The 20012-nt window shown below is 44.0% G+C and carries 17 protein-coding genes; 12 read left to right on the top strand and 5 right to left on the bottom strand.

Translation table 11 applies throughout. The features are described from left to right. Positions 1–58 precede the first annotated feature (58 nt). Entirely contained in the window at positions 59–847 is a 789-nt protein-coding gene (locus KVT36_RS18110) for an alpha/beta hydrolase (RefSeq protein WP_217604870.1), read from the bottom strand. 216 nt (positions 848–1063) lie between these two features. Here KVT36_RS18110 and KVT36_RS18105 point away from each other — a divergent pair, with 216 nt between their 5' ends. The 8 genes from KVT36_RS18105 (at position 1064) to KVT36_RS18070 (ending at position 12285) form a co-directional block, all read left to right on the top strand. Then, positions 1064–3295 carry a histidine kinase dimerization/phosphoacceptor domain -containing protein gene (locus KVT36_RS18105; RefSeq protein ID WP_217604869.1) on the top strand — a complete coding sequence of 744 codons (2232 nt, stop codon included), beginning with the start codon at positions 1064–1066 and terminating at the stop codon, positions 3293–3295. Positions 3296–3341: 46 nt separating this feature from the next. Further along, positions 3342–5285 carry a sigma 54-interacting response regulator gene (locus KVT36_RS18100; RefSeq protein ID WP_217604868.1) on the top strand — a complete coding sequence of 648 codons (1944 nt, stop codon included), beginning with the start codon at positions 3342–3344 and terminating at the stop codon, positions 5283–5285. A 658-nt stretch (positions 5286–5943) separates the two neighbouring features. Then, positions 5944–6282, top strand: coding sequence for a hypothetical protein (locus KVT36_RS18095; protein ID WP_217604867.1), 339 nt, complete (start codon positions 5944–5946; stop codon positions 6280–6282). A 26-nt stretch (positions 6283–6308) separates the two neighbouring features. Further along, a complete protein-coding gene (locus KVT36_RS18090) occupies positions 6309–7337 on the top strand; it encodes an efflux RND transporter permease subunit (protein ID WP_217604866.1) in 1029 nt (342 codons plus the stop codon). A gap of 76 nt (positions 7338–7413) precedes the next feature. After that, entirely contained in the window at positions 7414–7776 is a 363-nt protein-coding gene (locus tag KVT36_RS18085) for a VOC family protein (protein WP_217604865.1), read from the top strand. A 127-nt stretch (positions 7777–7903) separates the two neighbouring features. Next, complete coding sequence (locus tag KVT36_RS18080) at positions 7904–10303, top strand: ABC transporter permease (RefSeq protein ID WP_217604864.1); 2400 nt, start codon at positions 7904–7906, stop codon at positions 10301–10303. A gap of 171 nt (positions 10304–10474) precedes the next feature. Beyond that, a complete protein-coding gene (locus KVT36_RS18075; RefSeq protein WP_217604863.1) occupies positions 10475–10645 on the top strand; it encodes a hypothetical protein in 171 nt (56 codons plus the stop codon). A gap of 113 nt (positions 10646–10758) precedes the next feature. After that, the gene (locus KVT36_RS18070) at positions 10759–12285 is read left to right on the top strand and encodes a family 43 glycosylhydrolase (RefSeq protein ID WP_254640073.1); all 1527 of its coding nucleotides are present in this window, start codon (positions 10759–10761) and stop codon (positions 12283–12285) included. Positions 12286–12348: 63 nt separating this feature from the next. Here KVT36_RS18070 and KVT36_RS18065 read toward each other — a convergent pair whose 3' ends face one another. Beyond that, positions 12349–13233 carry a hypothetical protein gene (locus KVT36_RS18065; RefSeq protein ID WP_217604862.1) on the bottom strand — a complete coding sequence of 295 codons (885 nt, stop codon included), beginning with the start codon at positions 13231–13233 and terminating at the stop codon, positions 12349–12351. 102 nt (positions 13234–13335) lie between these two features. Between KVT36_RS18065 and KVT36_RS18060 the strand changes: the two genes are divergently transcribed. Beyond that, positions 13336–14082, top strand: coding sequence for a hypothetical protein (locus KVT36_RS18060; protein ID WP_217604861.1), 747 nt, complete (start codon positions 13336–13338; stop codon positions 14080–14082). Positions 14083–14101: 19 nt separating this feature from the next. Continuing rightward, positions 14102–14461, top strand: a complete 360-nt coding sequence (locus KVT36_RS18055; protein WP_217604860.1) for a hypothetical protein — start codon at positions 14102–14104, stop codon at positions 14459–14461. A 36-nt stretch (positions 14462–14497) separates the two neighbouring features. Here the strand turns inward: KVT36_RS18055 and KVT36_RS18050 are convergent, their stop codons facing one another. Next, positions 14498–16039 (bottom strand): S41 family peptidase, encoded by a 1542-nt coding sequence (locus tag KVT36_RS18050; RefSeq protein ID WP_217604859.1) that lies wholly within the window; start codon positions 16037–16039, stop codon positions 14498–14500. A gap of 103 nt (positions 16040–16142) precedes the next feature. On the opposite strand from KVT36_RS18050, the gene KVT36_RS18045 reads away from it, so the two are divergent. Beyond that, on the top strand, positions 16143–16718 hold the full coding sequence (locus tag KVT36_RS18045) for a hypothetical protein (RefSeq protein ID WP_217604858.1): 576 nt from the start codon (positions 16143–16145) through the stop codon (positions 16716–16718). Between the two features lie 11 nt (positions 16719–16729). On the opposite strand, the gene KVT36_RS18040 is transcribed toward KVT36_RS18045, so the two are convergent. Beyond that, entirely contained in the window at positions 16730–17875 is a 1146-nt protein-coding gene (locus tag KVT36_RS18040) for an NAD(P)/FAD-dependent oxidoreductase (RefSeq protein WP_217604857.1), read from the bottom strand. 232 nt (positions 17876–18107) lie between these two features. Between KVT36_RS18040 and KVT36_RS18035 the strand changes: the two genes are divergently transcribed. Continuing rightward, the gene (locus KVT36_RS18035) at positions 18108–19160 is read left to right on the top strand and encodes a family 16 glycoside hydrolase (protein ID WP_217604856.1); all 1053 of its coding nucleotides are present in this window, start codon (positions 18108–18110) and stop codon (positions 19158–19160) included. An 11-nt stretch (positions 19161–19171) separates the two neighbouring features. On the opposite strand, the gene KVT36_RS18030 is transcribed toward KVT36_RS18035, so the two are convergent. After that, positions 19172–19939 carry an NUDIX domain-containing protein gene (locus KVT36_RS18030; protein WP_254640072.1) on the bottom strand — a complete coding sequence of 256 codons (768 nt, stop codon included), beginning with the start codon at positions 19937–19939 and terminating at the stop codon, positions 19172–19174. Between the last annotated feature and the right edge of the window lie 73 nt (positions 19940–20012).

Genomic DNA, 20012 nt, shown 5'->3' with positions numbered 1-20012 from the left:
GAAAATTTTATGTGGTTATTTAAATTTGGAATCCGTTACGGGGTTTGCTTACCTGTTACTATTTTGCCTGCTTCTCTATCCATTCAAGAATATAATCAGCGTCCTTTTTCCAGGTTGATTGGCCCAGAATGAAGTGATTGCGCCCTTCAAACTCCTTGTAATCCGTGACGGAATTACTGTGCCTGTATTTCCTGTAATTGGCGTAGTTGAGAGAAGCAGGTATGGTATGATCAGCGCTGCCAGAAGTAAGCAGCAAAGGGGCATGCGGGTTTTCAAATTTTATGCTTGCTGCCTTTGTGATCGTGTCTCTCACAATAAGTTTTGATTCAGGTATAGCAAACTTGTAGTAGGCCTCTTTTTGTTCATCAGGGCTCATTCCATTGGTGAATGCATATTGCCATTGCTTAAAAGACATTAAGAATGTTTTCCTGGTTGAAGTAAAAAAACCAAGCGGTCCCCAACCGGCTTTTAGGAATGATAATTTAAAAGTGAAGATGCCCTGTGGCGGAACGGAGTGAATGGCAACCCCCAAGGCGCCCAATCCCTCCTGTAATAAAAGCTGAACGATGAGCCCTCCTATCGAGTGCCCGATCAAAATGGGCTTTTCCGGCAATGCTTTTACAATGGAAGCATAATGGTCAATTAATGCCGGCAACCTGAGGGAAGCTATCTTTGTGTTAGGATGGCTATTACGTAAAACTTCAGCGGATGCATTCTTATGAGGCCATGCCGGGGCAATAGTTTGGTATCCTTTACTCCCGTAATAGCGCTGCCATTCATCCCAGCAATTATTGCCTACAAAAGCGCCTGTAATAAAAACTATTGTTTTTGGAGGAATATTTTGCATGATCCACTTTTTGGTTAATAATTGTTTTCCAGCACCAAACAAAGTGCCACCAACCTAAATAAGTATCAATCAGACACTTGATGAAAACGAAGAGCAAAGCCACCGCGAAATATCGCGGTCCTAAAACAATACCACGAAATAGAACGGCATTAATTGTATCTTTAAAAGGATAGCAAAAGCAACGTATATTTAGCTCCCCAAAAACACCCCGGGCACATGCGAAGGCAAATTAAATATGTGTTTATGCTGGCAGCACTGATCTATTCTGCAGTTGCTGCCCAGCAGCCAGATCACAACGGCGCTGGCCTGCTATTGCAATTAAAAAAAGGTAAAGAAGATACTGTAAGTGTGAACCTGCTTTTGCAATTAAGCGAATACTATTTCAGGAAAGCATCCGGCGGCACAAAATATCTTGACAGCGCGCTGGTATATGAACATGCTGCCGAACAGCTTAGTAAAAAGCTGAATTATCCCAAAGGCATTGGAAATAGTTACGAACAGCTCTCCAAGATCCTTCATGTACAAAACAATACGGCCCAGGCCAGGCGGTTTGCTGATAAGGCTATAGAGATCTTTAAGGCACACGATTTTTTCTTAGAGCTAGGTTATGCCTACTATGACCTATCAGGTTACTATTCAATAAATTTTACTGATGAACTAACGGAAAGAATACGCATAGTAGAGCAGCTTGCGTTACCAGCATTTCAAAGGTCGGGAAGTAAATTAAAAGAGGCTGATATCCTGAAAGAGCTTGGAGACCTGGTACAGCTAACGGGCAATTATTCAAAAGCCTTATCTGTGCTGCATCATTCCCTTCAGTTGTACCAATCAATTAAACATTCCAATCTTGAAGGTATTTATGACCTTTTAGGTGCCATTTACGGAATTACCGGAAATAATGAACAAGCTTTAAAATATGGATTGCTTGCCGTAAATGCCGCAGCATCCGTTAATGATACCACTATTCAGCTGGCTACCATTTTCAACCGCATAGGTTCAACCTATAGCCATATGAAAAAACACAATGCTGCCTATGATTATTTTCAAAAAGCATTATATGTGGCAAAAAAATATAACAACACTGAAACAATTGTTTTATTAAGCTCTAAGATCTCAAGAACGCTTATAGCATTAAACAAAGCACATGAAGCACTGGAAATTTTGCAGGAGGCGCAACAAAAATACCCGTCAAAGGATATTTATTCACAGCTCTATCTCACTGCAAGCTTTTTGATCACTTATAAAGAACTAAGGCAATATCAACAAGCTCAAAAGTATTGCGATCAGCTCTTAGCTATTTCCAAAAGGCTTGATAAGTATGAGCCGGACCAGAGTGAGGCACAATACCCGGTAACAGAATTTTACCTGGCAACGCATCAATATGAGCTTGCCCGTAAACATCTTGCCGGAACAGACACTTTTTACAAAGCCATTCAAAGCCCTTTAGAATTAAATCATAATCATTATTTATGGTTTAAGCTGGATTCCATACAAGGCAATTACCTGGGCGCCATCACCCATTACCAGCTCTATAAAATGTTAAGTGATTCTTTATTAAATGAAACCACCAGCAACCACATTGAACAGCTGCAGGTAGAATTTGAAACTGAAAAGAAAGATCAGGATATTAAGATGCTTGAAAATGCCACCAAGCTGCAACAGAATAAACTTGCACAGGCCAATCAAACCCGTAACTGGGTTATTGGCGTTGTGATATTGTTGCTTATTATTATAGGGCTGCAGGCAAATAATTCATGGATCAAACAGCGGGCTAATAAAAAATTAAAAGTTCAGCAAAAAGAGATCGAAGAGAAGAACCTTGTTCTTCAACACCTGGTTACGGAAAAAGAATGGCTCATAAAGGAGATCCATCACCGGGTAAAGAATAACTTTCATACGGTATCGGGCCTGCTGGCCACTCAATCGGAATATCTTAAAACAGATGAAGCGATTGAAGCGGTGAGTGAAAGCCATCACCGCATCCAGGCCATGTCGCTCATTCATCAAAAACTATATCAGTCTGAGAATTTATCAGCCATCTATATGCCGGACTATGTATATGAGCTGGCAGATTATCTGCGGGACAGCTTTAATATCCGCAAGTCGGTTCAATTCAATTTACAAATTGAACCCATCGCATTAAACCTTTCACATTCCATTCCGCTTGGACTTATTATGAATGAAGCTATTACCAACTCCATTAAATATGCTTTTCCGGGTAATAAGAACGGCACCATCAATATTTCATTAAAGCATAAATCTGAGCGTAATTTATTATTAACGATCAGCGATGATGGAGTTGGCCTGCGGCAAGGTACCGCTAACCCGGTTCCTCAGTCAATGGGCATGAAGCTCATGTATGGATTGAGCGAGGATATAGACGGGAAATTCACCATCAGCGGTTACAATGGAACCGCAATAAGCCTGGAATTTATTTATGATGGCTGATCAGGGCTTTTGCTATCATAAATAAGACTAAAAACATTTATTCCATATGAAAGAGAAAATATTAATTGTTGAAGATCAGTTTGTGGAAGCTGATTATCTAAGGCTGATGCTTACGCAGGCGGGTTATACTATTACCGGCATTGCACGGTCGGTTTCACAGGCAGAGCAGCTCATAAAAAGTGAAAAGCCTGATTTTGTGCTGGTAGATATTTTCTTAAAAGGCAGGCAAACAGGCATTGACCTGGCTAAACAGCTATCTGCTGATAATATTCCGTTTGTTTATTTGTCGGCCAATTCAGATGAGGAGGTACTGAATGCAGCCAAAACCACTGAACCATATGGCTTTTTAGTAAAACCTTTCAGGGAAAAAGACCTGCTTGTTGCGCTTGAAATTGCACACTACCGCCATAAACACAACCAGGAATCAAAATGGCGCAGCGAAAAACAGCTAACAAAAGATCTATATACTATTGAGAAAGAAGAAGGGAACTGGAACACAAAAGTTATTGAAACGGCTAAGGTACTTCAAAAGCACCTGCCATTCGATTGTGTGGACGTAAAATTCAAACCCCTGGAAAGCAGGTATTACAGTGGTTTTGCTTTTATGCGATCCGGGTTTAGTGAATACCAGACCATTGACATTAACAGCCTCTCAAATATGTCCGGGAGGCCCATGGAAGAAATTAAAGGCCTGCTTGAACATAACTCCATTGATAACACGGCAAAGTGGTATAACGGTGATGATTTTAAAAAATTATTTCCCGTTCACCCCATGAAGGCTTTGCTTGCAAAAATGTTTAGTTTTTCCTCCAACATTGTTTTGCCGTTCATAACTTCCGACAGTTATATGTTCTCGCTCAGTTTCTTCCGCCGTTTGGAAGAAGGTTATAACGCGGAACATCTTGACCTGCTTTTCCGCCTGCAACAGCCATTGATCGCTGTCATGAACAGCATCTCTGCTAATGAAAAAAGATCTGTATTATCCATACACCATGAGTTTAGCAGCATTCCCTATCACAAATCACCTGATCCAAATCCGGATTTTGGAACTATTATTGGGAAAAGCCCTGCGTTGCTGAATGTAATGGACCTGATAGAACAGGTAGCGTATTCAGATACTTCTGTCCTATTGCTTGGGGAAAGCGGAACCGGGAAAGAAAAATTTGCGGATGTTATTCATAATTTATCTCCCAGGAAAAACAAACCATTTATAAAAGTGAATTTTCCCCCCCCGCCCCCAACCTTAATTGGATCTGAATTATTTGGGCATGAGAAAGGGGGCTTTTCCGGTGCGCAAGATAAACGTATCGGCAAGTTTGAAAAAGCTGACCATGGAACTATTTTACTGGATGAAATTGGGGAAATGCCCCTTGAACTGCAGGTAAAATTATTGAGGGTATTGCAGGAAAAAGAAATAGAAAGAATAGGTGGCAGGGACACCTTAAAAATCGACGTAAGAATTATTGCAGCAACGAATAAAAACCTGGAAAAAGAAGTTGCAGAAGGGCGTTTCCGGCTTGACCTGTATTATCGTTTAAATGTTTTCCCGGTCCGGCTCCCACCCTTGCGTGAACGTAAGGAAGACATTCCTGCGCTGGCCTACCACTTTATGAATTATTACAATCACAGATCCGGAAAAAAGATCAGTGGTATTTCAGATAACGTTTTAAAAAGCATGATGGCTTATAACTGGCCCGGCAATATCCGTGAGCTTGAGCATTTGATAGAAAGAAGCATTTTGCTTACCAGGGGCAGCCTGATAGAAGACATTCAACTGCCGGTTATTCAAAAAACATCAGCGGCAGGCATTGAAAGCTCGTACATAAAAACCATTCACGAGAATGAGCGGGATTACATTATTTCAATCCTGAAAAAATGTAATGGAAGGATCTGGGGTGCAGGAGCAGCCGCTGAAATTTTAAATATTCCTCCCTCTACATTAAAATCAAAGATGAAAAAACTGGGAATTAAAAAGGAGTTTATTCCATAACAATATGCATGTATTGCTGCGGGCAATTACTTTTTAATCAATATGCTTATATTTGTTTTTAGCAGTTGAAAAAGAGCTAAAAGTTATGAACGGCCGCAAGAGCATGAAACAGCTATCCCTTACATTGATCACCTTATTTTTATTATCCAGCCTGGCTTCGTTTTCCCAATCCAGCCTACAATTGGGCACATCAGGCGTTTTCTCAAAAACCAGGGGTTATGGAGCAGAGATCGTTGGCAATGCCCAAATGGCCAAAAACCTTTCCATCGGCTTAGGCATCAAACCCATGAAATTTGAGGAGCACAGTAAATTATACATACCGTTTTTTGCTACGCTGAAATATTATTACCCGCTCCCAAAATGGAGGTTTTACGCCAGTCTGGACCCTGGTTATGGCATTTACCCTATGGAATACCTTTCGGGCGAATTTTATAATATTCGCAGGAATGGAGCAATATATCTATCCGGCGGCTTTGGTATCATGGGTGCTTCCGCATTAGCGCCTTACGCGTCTATTCATTTTACAAAATTCGGGTTTACGGAGCATATCGGGATTTCTTCGCAATACCGGCCTATCAGTACTTTAAATTTTACTGCCGGGATAGTGCTGAATAAGTTGGCTTCAAAGAATGTGTTTGACCGGAGAAACCCTGCCCCTTTGCAAAGCCAGGACTACTATGAAAAAAGAAGTAAAAATCAAAAAAAGGCTGCCTGGATCCTATTAGGCAGCGGAGTTGCGCTATTTGCGGGGGGCATCATTGTTGCCTCTCAACAAAATGGCGATGGAGCTGAAGCAGCGGTACCACTTGTTTTCATGAGCGGCACCGGTATTGTTACCTCTCTTGTAAGCATCCCCTTTTTCATTTCTGCGGGTAGTAATAAACGGAAAGCGATGCATCTTTCTTCCCGTTTTGAAATGCAGAAAAGCCCAGATAAAATGCAGCCGGGAGTATTGGGCAATTCCAATCCGGCCCTGGCGGTAAAATTAAATTTTTAAATACAGCTTAGATAATTGTAAAAAAGATGTTTAAAAACCCTTTGAAATGGCTTGCAACAGCCACCGTTATTTATACTATATCCATCATCCTGGTTAGTTGTGGCGGAACAACATCCACCGAGGTCCACGCACAGCAGCTGCCCCGTACAGCCCTGCCTTTAATACAGGTAAAGGCGCTTTATCCCGGAGCTGACGTGAGGACTGTATTAGATTCAGTAGCCGCTCCATTAAAAGATTCCATCTTTCATAATGCTGAAAACATGGATCATATGACCTATACGGCCAGTAACGATGGCTCACTGATCATTAACGTTTACTTTAAACCAGGTATTGATCCGGATCTGGCTGCGGTTAACATTTCAAACCTGGTTTCTGTAGTTTCAGGGCAGCTACCTTCACAGGTAGTACAATCCGGCATCACTGTTCTCAGGCAAAATGAGCCTATAGTTATGGCAATTGATCTGTATCCGGAAAATACCGGGCATTACGATCAAGCATTCCTGGCTAATTATGTTGCAACCAATATTGCTAACGAAATACAACGGATCCCCGGGGTCAGTCATTTGATAACTTTTGATAAGAACAGCGATTCACTGATACGTATCTGGTTAAATAAAGGCCACCTGGCTGCTTTAAATTTAACGCTGAAAGACGTATTGGCAACTATTCCGGCAAAGAAACTGGAAGCGGTAACGGAGATCTTATACAAGAATAGTAACCAGCCTTTTGATTATATTATTAAGTGTAAAAGTGAGCATAATCAAGTTATTGAGTACGGAGATCTGATCATTCGTACGAATGCCGGTACCGCCCTGAAATTAAAGGATGTGGCAGCGAAAGTTGAATTTGGTCCTTATACTTATGGAAACTTTTCCCGTATAAATGGTAAGCCCGGTATTAACATGGTGGTAATGCAGCTTGCTGATTCAAATTATAACGGGGTGCAGGTAGCGGTAAAAAAGCTGATGGAAACAGCATCAAGAAATTTTCCAGCCGGTGTAAAATATTCGATCTTATATAACCCTAAAGATTCCTTATATATTTCAGCTGAGTAATTCATGCTGATTTTGTCGTTTTTTTCCAAACAGGTAACAATAGCCATTTCATACCTTTGCAAAAAGCATACAATCTATGGCAGACACTTCCAAAAGCAAGTTAAAACATGAGCAGGTACAGTATATTGAATTCCTGTCAAAGGACCTTAGCCGCGCCAAGGAATTTTATACAAAGAGCTTTGGCTGGAAGTTTACCGATTACGGACCCGACTATACGGCATTTGAAGGCACATATGTAGATGGCGGATTCACTTCCGGGAAACCGGTAAAAGGTACTGTTTTAGTTATCCTCTACTCAAACAATATTGAAGCTACCCAACAGAAGATCGTTGCGGCAGGTGGTATCATAGTGAAGGACATCTTTGATTTCCCCGGCGGCAGGCGTTTTCACTTCACAGATCCGGATGGTTACGAGCTGGCAGTTTGGTCTTTGGAATAAGTCCGGCAGCGTACACCGCATGTCCGTAATCGGACAGCCTGGGCCGGGGTGCGTTTCACAAGGCATTAAAAAACAACAAATTATCCTTTGGCATAGGCATTGACGCGAAAAGGCATTTTCAATGCCTATGTTTAAGAACTACTTTAAGATTGCCCTTCGCAATCTTGCCCGCAATAAGGTATATGCTTTCATTAATATCGCGGGGCTGGCCATTGGCCTTGCCTCCGCCATGCTGATCCTGCTCTATGTAAAAGATGAGGTTAGCTTTGACCGCTTTCATCATAACGGCCCCAATATTTACAGGATTGCGCTCAAATCAGTTCATCACGGCTCTGAATACCAGGATGGCAATACCGGCCTTTTACAAGGGCCCCGGTTTACACAAAATGTTACAGGCATTAAATCATTCGTACGCATTCAAAGCGGCAGCAGGGATTTTAAGAAGGGCACGGAAGTGGAAAGCAGGGACCTGCTTTATGTAGATCCAAACTTCCTGTCGGTATTTACATTTCGTTTAGCCGATGGTGATGTGAAAGACTGTTTAAAGCAACCCCATTCAGTGGTGCTCACCAGGGATGAGGCGAAAAAACAGTTTGGCACTACAGCAGCTGTTGGTAAATTTCTCCTGCTCAGGGAAGACAGCCTGTTTGTGCCTTATAAGGTGACTGCCGTAACCGATAACTGCCCGCAAAACTCATCCATCCAATACAAGATACTGCTGCCCTTTAAAGAGAACGAAGCGGATGCAAAGAACAATGATAACTGGTTTAGCTTTTTCCTTAACACATTTGTAGTGCTGGATGACCATGCCAATCCGCAAACCGTATCAGCCCAGATGCAACGGTTCTATGAAAAAGATGCAGCAGAGACTTTCAAAGCCATCAACATCAAATACGGCTCCAGTGAAGACGCCCAGATGGGAACCTATTTCCTGCAACCCTTCCGCGAAATGCATATGAGCACAACGCTGCCGGCACAGAACGGGCTGCAGAATGCCAGCAACCCTATGTATGCTTACATTCTTTCCGGGATAGCCTTGTTTGTGCTGCTCATTGCATGTATTAATTTTGTGAACCTCACGGTAGCCCGTTCTGTAAGGCGCGCCAAAGAAATAGGCATCCGTAAAGTGGTGGGGAGCGAGCGGCGGCAGCTTGTGATCCAGTTCCTGGGAGAGTCTTTTTTGTTATGTGCAATTGCCTTTATCCTGGCCATACTGCTGGCACAGCTAATACTGCCGTTCTTCAATGACCTGTCGAATAAAAAGCTTGCGATCATTTATTTACTTGATGCCAAACTTATTGCTGGTTATATTGCGTTGTTCCTGCTAACCGGCCTGCTGGCTGGTTTTTATCCGGCCCTGGTATTATCCGGTTACAAACCGGTTGAAACACTCTATAGCCGGTTTAACCTGAAAGGTAAAAGCTACCTGCAAAAATCGCTGGTGGTTTTACAGTTCACCCTTGCTTCTTTTTTAATCATTGCCACTTTTACGATCTATTCCCAGTTCAATTACCTGACAAAAACAGACCTGGGTTATGACGACAGCAATATTGTGATGGTTAATAAAGATAACCTGGCGCACGAACGGGCAGCCATCTTTAAGGCGGAGCTGCTGAAGTATCCGGATATTGAATATGTAGCCCCTAAAAATAGCGGTTCGTGGATGACGGGCGCAAAGCTGGATAATGATTCTTCCATCAGCTTTGCATGGGAGACCGTGGATGAATCCTATCTTCAAACCTTAAAGATCCCCTTACTGCAGGGCAGGAATTTTTCTACTGATTTCCCGTCTGATTCCATTAATTCAGTGCTGGTCAATGAAACATTTGTAAAGAAAGCGGGATGGAAAAACCCGGTTGGCAGATCCATCATTTTTAACTACCAAAATAATAAGGTTTACCAGGTTATTGGCGTGGTAAAAGATCATCATTTTGCTGCGCTCAATCAGAAGATAGCTCCGCAGCTGTTCACCATGAAAAATGCCAACCCATACGGGACTTTCTATATCAAGATCAGGCCCAACACGGCTGCAAGAAGCCTGGAATACATCCAGAAAGTATTCAAGCAGTTCTTTCCTTTAAACCCCTACAGTTATGTATTTAAAAATGAGCAGAACCTGAGAAGCTACGAATCGGAAGCCAGGTGGAAACAAATAATTTTGTTTGGGGCCGTGCTTACGATCTTTATTTCCTGTATTGGTTTGTTCGGCCTCTCTGTTCTATCTGCACAAAAGCGCACCAAAGAGATCGGCATAAGAAAAGTATTGGGAGCCTCTGTTCAAAGCATAGCTGCTGCCCTGTCTAAAGACTTTATAAAGCTGGTCATGATCGCGCTGATCATTGCTATGCCCCTGGCCTGGCTGGCAGCAGGTAAATGGCTGGAAAACTATCCCTACCGGATCACATTGAACTGGCCTATTTTTGTTTCAGCGGCGGGCCTGGTAGTGATGATAGCGCTTTGCACGGTGAGCTTCCAGGCAATAAAGGCTGCTTTTGCCAACCCGGTAAAAAGCTTAAGAACGGAATAAATAAATCCCTTCTCTTGATGAGCCTGGGCATTGCCCCATAAATCTACCTATTTATGGGTATTGATTGTCAGCAGCTATTGTTCTAACTTTAGTTACATGCTGAACAACCCCTCCATGGCATTGCACCCTCAAGCTAAAGACAGGAGAGGATGATTTAAATACTATCCACGTATGAAAAAGATCACGAACCCCAAAAAGCTCCAGCTGATGAAGATCAAGATTTCAAATCTCAGTAAATCAAAACAGGCGGCCCTGAAAGGAGGCGGTATTTGTGTGACCTCTTTTGAGGAAACCTCCTGCACTACCTGCTCCCGTAAGGAAACTCTTTGCGATTGCATTTGACAGGTAAATGAACAGTGTCAAAGGTTCACAGTGATAACCTTTGACACTGCTTAGGAATTTTATGCGGAGAAAGCAGTACACTTTTCCACGTTAACAGTTAATCCAATTCCTCCATGAAAAAAAATGCTATCCATTTGATTGCCTGGTTATGCCTTGCACTTTTTTCCGCCTGTAAAAAAACAACCCTTGACAAGCTAATTGCTAATGATGCCAATATGCTTCATGGGGCTACTGCACTGAATGAGGCAAATTTCACCATTGAAAACACATTCACAAATCCGCTGATACCGCGCGGTGCTGATCCCTGGGTGGCCCAAAAGAACGGCATGTATTATTTCACGTACACACAGGGAAGTAAGCTGGTGCTTTACAAAACCAGCGCTATGACCGAACTGGCATTGGCCACATCATACGATGCCTGGATCCCTCCGCAGGGAATGCCGTACTCAAAAAATATCTGGGCGCCGGAACTTCATGAGATCGACAATAAGTGGTACTTCTATTTTGCCGCCGATGATGGCTCTAACGCCAATCACCGTATGTATGTGGTTGAGAACAGCTCCTCCGACCCCACACAGGGGACCTGGGTATTCAAGGGAAAGGTTGCCGATTCTACAGATAAATGGGCGATAGACGGAACTGTTTTTAAATATAACGGGCAAATGTATATGTTATGGTCTGGCGGCAATGCAGGCGCTGCACCGCAACGTATCTACATTGCCCAAATGAGCAATCCCTGGACAATTACGGGCGCAGGAGTGGCCATCTCCAGTCCTGTATATTCCTGGGAAATGAATGGAAACGCAATTAACGAAGGCCCCCAGGCGATCATTAACCCGGACGGACGCCTGCTCATAGTGTATTCGGCCAGCGGTTACTGGGTGGATACCTATTGCCTGGGATTACTAAGCCTTAACCTGAACGGTGATCCTATGAATCCTGCGGATTGGGTGAAAACATCCAATCCTGTTTTTTCAATGAACGCAGATAGCGGAGCTTATGGCCCGGGCCACAATGGTTTCTTTAAATCACCTGACGGTACGGAAGATTGGATCATTTACCATGCACGCAGTGCAGCTGGCGGAGGCGCCCGGAATGCACGTATACAAAAATTTACATGGAATGCAGATGGCACGCCTGATTTCGGTGTGCCGGTCAAAATCGGTTCTCCTGTGCAGAAGCCGTCCGGTGAACCAATCCGGAAGATGTACACAAAAGAGAACTGGTCAATTGCCGGATTCAGCTCAGAAGAGCTTAACAATAGCAGATTAGCGATACGGCTGATAGACGACGATCCCACTACGCCCTGGATAGCACGTTATTCCGCTCCCGCTACCAATTACCCGGATCATTGGGTCACGGTAGACATGGGGCATATTTCTCCTGTAGATGGTTTTGTTTTCATTCAGAAAACCGGCGACCGGAAAATAAAGGAGCTGCAGGTACTTGTGAGCAATGATAACCAGACATGGGAAGATCTTGGTATCATTGAGCTGCTTAATCTCTATCCTAACAGGCAATATTTTAATCTTCCCTCAAGGAAGCAATTCAGATATTTCAAACTGGTGCCCATATCGGGGCTTGACACTCAACCTCAACCCGGCCTGGCGGAAGCCGGTACCTTTATCCTGGATAATTAAGCTTTGTTTGGGGCTGGCCTGAAAGTAAAGGAGCTTTCAGGCCAGCCCCATCATTTTCGCTACTTAATAATCCGTGATCTGGTGCAGGCCTTTATTCTTCAGCTGCTGTAAAATATGAGCCGGCAATTCAGGGCTGCTTAAAGGCAGATCCACTGACAGCTTCTCAAAATCCTTTGCAGGCACCCGGTCGAATATTTCGTTCAACGCTACCGGATCTTCATTAAAACTAACACAGGTGCTTACAAAATTCATTTGGTTCACACTGTAACCTTTTTGCTTCAGCCTGCCTGTTGCATCTTTCAGCCGGCCAATAAAATGTCTTTGGCGGATAAAAGTAGTACTGTTCATGATGATGAAAATGTAATCGGCATAAGCGGTGATCTTGCCGTAATACATATGATTGTCCTTGCCGCTGCGCTCCACCAGGTATTCATCACCGGATTGATATATTTCCATAGCTGAGCGCCTTACCCTTTCCTCTTTAGTACCAGGGCCTGTTAAGGGCAGGTTACTGTTGTAGCAATACCAGCATCCGGTAAGGTGGTCCAGTAACGCAGTGTTGACCACTCCCAGCGGAATATTGATCTTAAGTTCATGGAAACTGAAAAGAGCAGCAGCATTCGTGAGAAAATCCATATAGCTGTCATAACCCAGTATTCCGGCTATAATATTCATTTTCCCAAAATTGGGGCTGCTGATGTCTGACAATGTTTTCCCCGTCTTTGCCGCCTTCAGTCTTTTGATGATGAGATGTTCGTAGAAGTAGTTATCACCCAGGAAGGCGGTTTCCTGCTGCAGGTGTTTCCCTTTCTGCATTAACTTATTGAACTCCCCTGAAATATACAGCCACTCTGCCTTTGACACATCCTCCCACCTGTTCTTCCTGATAAAATGATGAGCAATGTAATTCATTAACCGTTCAAGTTGTGCCAGCTCGTCCTTACTCATAATACGATTTTAATACGAAAATAAGTCTTCAAAGGATAATTCCAATACGTCCATCTTCCGGGAGAGTGGGAGCTTTATACCAGCATGATAAAACAAACAGTTATGAACCAAAAAACAGCATCACTCACCATCAGGAAAGAACAGGACCAGCTCTGGCAAAAGATCGCGGCCTTTCCCTTTGATGCCCCTGGCGCCCCCTTCCCCTTTTCCCGCCGACTTGCCAGGGAAAACAAATGGGACTACGATTTCGGGCAGCAAGCCATAGAAGAATACCGGAAATTCATTTTCCTCTGCTGTATCTCGCCACAAGGCGCTTCTCCTTCCAAAGTGATCGACGAAGTATGGCATTTACACCTGATCTACACGCAGAATTACTGGGAGGAATTTTGCAGCAAAACGTTGAACCGCAATATTCATCACTATCCTTCAACAGGCGGATCACCCGAAAAAGAAAAACACAAAAACTGGCGGGCAGATACGCTTGCGCTTTACCGTGACACGTTTCATACAGCGCCACCACCTGCCTTCTGGGACGATAACTGCTTTCCCTCCCCGGGCCGCTTCAACCTTCTTCCCCGGTTCTTAAAAAGAAGATCTCCCCTTCTCCTCCTGCTGTTATTACTGTTCCTTGCTGCCTGCAACGGGCCTTCCAGCGGGTATGCTCCCTTTTTCATCATCATCGCAATAATAGTCTTTGGATCGATCGTGACCAGTGCACAGGGAACATCTACAAATAAAGAAAGAAAACGGGACGAAAGCAGCGGCAATAGCTGTAGCAGCGGATGCAGCAGCGGGTGCGGAAGTGGTTGTGGAGGCGGGTGCGGAGGTTGCGGTGGTTGTGGAAGTTAATTAAATCAAAAACAAACTTATGAGATTAAAACATGTAATGCTTCTGCCGGCAATGGCTGGCTACCTCTTACTACCCTGTTTATATGGCGGGTTGTTCCTGTCCAGCTATATCCCCTATCATTTAGCAGGCAAACAATTCCTGGTTTGGTACTTTGTTCATATGGCAGGCGGGCATTTACTCCTGTACCTCGCTGACAGGTATACTTCCCTCAAAGCAAATAAATTGTCTGTCATCTTCATCTGGATGACCCTTATTATATCCGTGAGCCGGATGTGCCAGGGCCTGTATCATCATAAACCCATCCTGTTTTTGTGTTTGCTTACAGGGGTTAATACCCTGCTGCTGTTTTTGTGGAAGAGGGGTAGAATGGCTGCTTAATAATTTTGCTGCAAGCTGCTGCAAAATTACCATGGCTTAAGGTTTCTCTGCGATCAGCTTCAGCACATATTCCATCTGTGTATCGCGGTTTTGCATAAAATCGCTGAAAGCAGGCCACACCGTATAATCGGGAATAATGCCCCGGCCTTCCGGCTGATCCGGCTTTACAGGCGCATCCTGTATTACATAAACAATAGAAAGTTTCGTTTTTATTTTTGAATGCGGCAGCTCGTATATCACTGACATATGCCCATTATGGCCATAATATCCCCCAACGGTTTCTACTCCTACAATAGTGACATTACGTGCATAAGCTTTTACAAGGGAAGCCAGGTGTGATGCTGCTGATGCCACATCTTCATCAATGAGCAAATACAATTTTCCTTTGAATCCGGGGCGTTTAGGATGATACGCCGGGTTGTATTTAGGATTCTGCATATTGCGGCCATTGTGTAAAGCCGGGAAATAATCTTTCAGCATCTGTTTTCCTGCAGCTTTCTCCGCAGAATCCATCCTTACTGCGGTAGAGATACCCCAAAAATATTCCTCATATGGAATGCCATTATCAAAGATGGTATAGGCCAGTGTATTTTCTTTGAAGCTCGAATCCGTCAGGTACATCATGGGTTGTTCAAAAGTGGGATCACTGCCACCGGGGTTGCTTCGGATGTCCAGGATGAGGTTAGGTATTTTATTATTGTCAAGCACCTGGAAAATGCTATCCATAAACGCTACATATACCGGAAAAGCCGGATCATCGGCATCGTTAGCCATGGTAAAGATGCGCAGGTTCAATAAGCCCGTGCCGGGGTTCAGCATCTTAAAACTATATTTGGGCTGCACTTTGTAATCGATCACACTATCTACCGGCGCACTATGACGCTTTAATAAGTTAGCCTCCCGCTCAGCCAGTGATACCGCGGGCACTGTTACTATTTGTTGCCGGGTACTGCCCGGCGCTGTAAAACGGATCGCAAAACTATCCCTGATCCCGTACTCATACAGGTAACGCAATCCGTAGCTCCTGTTTACGCTGCCGGATAGCTTTTGCGTTTGGGTAAAACCATCTGCCGTATTGTATTTGTAAAAGGATTGCATCAGATCCTTGTCTGAAACCCCATTGATGCTCAGCACCCGCGATCCTACAGGGATCTGGTCTGTTTTGCTGTTGAAGATCATCTGACCTTCAATATATTTAAGCGCAAAAGGAAAGAAGCCGCGTTGCTGATTGAGATACCTGACAAGGCCGGCATTGGGCTCTGTATAGTTATGGCAGCTTCCTTCAAAATCAGTCAGCTGTAAAATGATCTTAAAAAAGTCGATCGTAGACATGGGCTGGCGTACCTGTGCAAAGGCCCATTTATAAATGCTGTCGATCTGCTTTTTGGTACGATAGCGATACAGGCCGGAGTTGGCTTTTTTACGGATGTCGAGGAATACCTGCAGGTCCTGCTTCATTTCGCCGGGAGCAAGCTGCCGGTTGTATATGGACAAACTATCAACAGGTTTCTTAGCCTGCAGGGATGGCTGCGCCCATCCCTGATGCGCCAGTAACAGAAAAAACAATACTTTTCTCATGTAATTCCAGGGTATGAGGCCCTAATCTACGAAATCCTGTCAGAATATTTAATCCACACACTTTGCCCAATATATCTTTCCTTTGTTGCACAGTAATAAAACTATGGAACAGATCCAGGAACTTATACAAGCCGGAAAAATAGCAGAAGCCATCCGGGAAACAGAGGCAAAGCTTAGCCAGCTGCCGGTATCAGACTTTCAACAGGTAACAGGAAAAGACCTGCTGCACCTGCAGCCGGCGCTGACGCAGTTTCTTGACTATTTTTATGAGGCAATGACCGTTGAAGAGGAGCTTGAAATTAAGGCCATGTATATTGAAATGAATAGCTTTACCACTCAATACCAGCGCTGGTTCCTCCATGCATTGGCCTATGAATCGATACCTAGCCTGGGTGACCTTAGCTGGCTGACAGATTTCAGCGGAGAATCCGAAAAAACCTTCACCATCACAGGTTATGAAGCGTTGCAGAAAGCTAACGAGAAATATATGCAATCAGAAGGTTACCGCAATGACCCGCTGAGGGAGGCCTGTGAGCTGCATGAATACCTGGTGATCCTGCGGGTGCAGGAACTGGTTAAGCACACCCTCACTGCAAACAAAGGGAAAGCTGCCTGGGCTGATGTTCCCGTGTTTGTATCAGCACACGATTATGAAGACCTGATGCTGATCCTGAAATAAGCAGGTAAAGCTCATTTTATAAACTTTTTCACAAACCTGTTTTTGCCGATGGCAAATGCTATATCAAAAAAGAAGGGCATCCTGGCCAGCATTTTCAGCGCCCCTGCCTTTCTTTTCATATCTGCCCCCACTGCTTTATAAAGCTGCTGCTCATAATTTTTCATAAATGCAGCGCTGAAGTTGCCGGCTGCAAAACATTGTATTGCCTGTTCTGCCGCCAGCTTGCCGCTTAGTACCGCGTTACCGATCCCATCTCCGCTCAATGGATCTATCAGGGAAGCGGCATCACCTGCCAGCAAAAAGTGGTCGCCGCTCATAACCACCCATCTTGATCCTATGGGAAGGCCGCAGCCCTGTATTGTACCTAATGGCTGCGCATTCCGGAACTTTTCTTTCAATATTGCCGACCGTTCAATAAAATTGTGAAAAGCATCTTTAACATTGATCTTTTTCTTAGCTACTGCATCAGACAAAATGCCCATTCCTGCATTAACAGTACCTCCCTTAATGGGGAAGATCCAAAAGTATCCCGGCAGGTATTTCCTGTCAAAATAGATTTCCGTACAGGTATCATCCGTGCCGCTAACACCACTATAATAAGCTCTAACCCCTGCTACATGGTGCTTTCTGTCCATTTCGCGCAGCGCCAGTTTTCTGGCGCTAACGCCATTAATGCCATCAGCACCAATCAACAGGGTGCATTGATACTGCTGGTCATCTTTCGTTATCACCGTATAACCGTCAGGGTTGCTGATAATATCATTTACTGCAATGCCTTCCAGTGTGTGAATACCCGGCTGGTTCCTGATCCCGGAGAAAAGGAAGTTGTCAAAACATTCCCTGGTAGCGGTATAGGCCTCCAGGCTCCATGAAAAGTTGATCATTTTATTGTTGTAATAACAGACCGTTCGTTTAGTGGGCAGCTTTTCACTGAAAGCGGCTAACTTCTCTGCAAACTGTGGGTCTATCTGATGCAGCACTTTAATGGCCGGGCCGGGAATTGCGTCGCCGCAAACCTTATCGCGTGGAAAGTGGTGTTTGTCTATGATGGCTATGCGCAGGCCGGAATCCCTGAGGGCCATAGCGCAGGTACAGCCGGCAGGACCCGCGCCGATTATGATTACGTGGTAATGCTGAATACCTGGGGTGGTAGGCATGGGGTTGCATTTATAATGTTAAGGTAAGAAAATTAGGCATCCACCCTCCCATTGCCCCGCATTATGCTTTGCATTTTTGCATTCCCTGAACATTTTTCTAAATAGATTATTAAATGATCTTCAGTGGTTTGTCCGCTTGGAAAAACTTGCACAAACTTGAACAAAGCCTGAAAGCCGTCCATTGGCTGCAGCTGCTACATTTGCCTGTATCAACAACAGTAAAACAGTTCATATGCGCAAGAATCCTTTCCGGGTAATGGTATTATTGCTTGGGGCAGTAATATCTTTAAAAGCTAATGGCCAGGGCATTAACCTGGCTGACTGGACGGCATTATCAGAAGAAAACAGTAAAGCTGCCTTAACAGACACAATCTTCCAGGGTAAGCCCTGTATAAAGCTGGATGGCAAAACGATTGCAGCAATCTGGAACAAGCAGGCCAACCTTAAAAATTTCAGGCTGGAACTGGATATTGCGGGAACGGTGATGCCGGGCATCGGTTTTCACGTAAGCAATGAACAAAACTACCAGTTCCTTTATTTCCGCCCCGGATATGGAGGTACCATTGAAGCTATTCAATATATACCGGTTTATAATGGCGCGTTGAGCTGGGTATTTTATGGGGCCTACCAGGCCACTGCAGACATTCATAAACAGGAGTGGTTTCATGCGGCCATAGAAGTGCAGGGAACTCGTCTTAAGGTATTTACCAACAACAATACGAAGCCTGATATGGATATTACCATGCAGCAGACTGAGGCTGACAGGGGTTCTCTTTTATTGAGGACAATGTTTGGGCCGGCCTGGTTTGCTAACATTAGTTACCGGAAATTGCCGGAGGGGATCACTGACTGGGAAATTTCTGATCAGCTGCCAGCGGGGATACCTTACGGTTACGAGCATGTGAAAAAGATACAGCACTGGAAAAAGATCAATGAAACCGGGGACAACTATGTAAACCTCTGCCGTTATTTTACCTTACCAGAAGGAACAGTTGTTGCCAGGCATACCATAAACGCGGACAACACAGCAAATAAAATGCTCGATTTTGACTTTACCGGCACCCTTCATGTGTTTCTGAACGGGAAAGAAATATTTGCCTATGACAAATATAAACTGGAACGGGTGGAAGCAGGTACCTACCGCATAAAGCTGCCATTACAGAAAGGAAATAACGAATTAATTTTTATTACGCAGGGCGATGGATTCTTTTTCGGTAAAGGTTATAATTCACTCGGCCGCCTGCAGCATCAGAACTGGGGGTTTATTGCAGGAATAGGAGACTGATATTTATTGCCCTACTCATTCTCCCCCGTAACAAACCGGTACAGGAAAGGCGCTTTATGCGCTTTACCCGTGTATTGTTTTTCCAGGCGCTCCAGCACATTCAGGCTTAGCAGCTTTCGCTGAAAATTGGTACGTACAAATTTCTTTTGATGCACCGCCTCATACAATTTCTGTAATTGCCCCATGGTGAAGGTTTCACTCATCAGGTTAAAGCCTACCAGCTTTTCATCCAGGTCTGATTGCAGCCTGCTCAGCGCCTTTTTGATAATAAGATCATGGTCATACATCAGCTTCGGGAGCTTATTCACATCAAACCATTTAAACTCCGTAAAGAAGATCTCTGTTTCCGGTTTTACTTTTGTATCATCTATCAGGGCATAATAACATACAGAAACAAAACGCTGATCAAACCAGTTGCTCCACTGCGCTTTGCCGATGATCTTCTGCAGCTCTTCTTTTGCAACCGTTTCTTTTGAGCGGCTGGTATTGCCCGAAGTATAAAACTGTTCCAGGTAAATATCCTGCAGGCCTGTTCTTTCCTGCAATATGCGTAAGGCTGCATCGTCCAGGTTCTCTTCTTTCTTAATAAATCCCCCTGGCAATATAAAGTAGGGTGTATTGGCAAAACGCAGCAAAAAAACTTTCAGCTTGTCATTGTGAAAGCCAAAGATCACCGTGTCCACGGAAAGACCGGGCATATAAATAGCTGGAGCGGTTTCCATAAACTCCCTGATCCCTTCTTTTAACCCTTTAGCGCCCCCTTCATTCTGGTTCCCCATATTCAACCGTCGTTTACATGAAACATTACTTAACTGCCACTAAATTAAGGTAAGTGAAAATATTTTTTTGAAA

This window comes from Chitinophaga sp. GbtcB8, from assembly GCF_019091455.1.
Lineage (GTDB): Bacteria > Bacteroidota > Bacteroidia > Chitinophagales > Chitinophagaceae > Chitinophaga.
The sequence above is the reverse complement of the archived record's forward strand: the minus strand, read 5'-3'. Positions and strand labels throughout refer to the sequence as shown.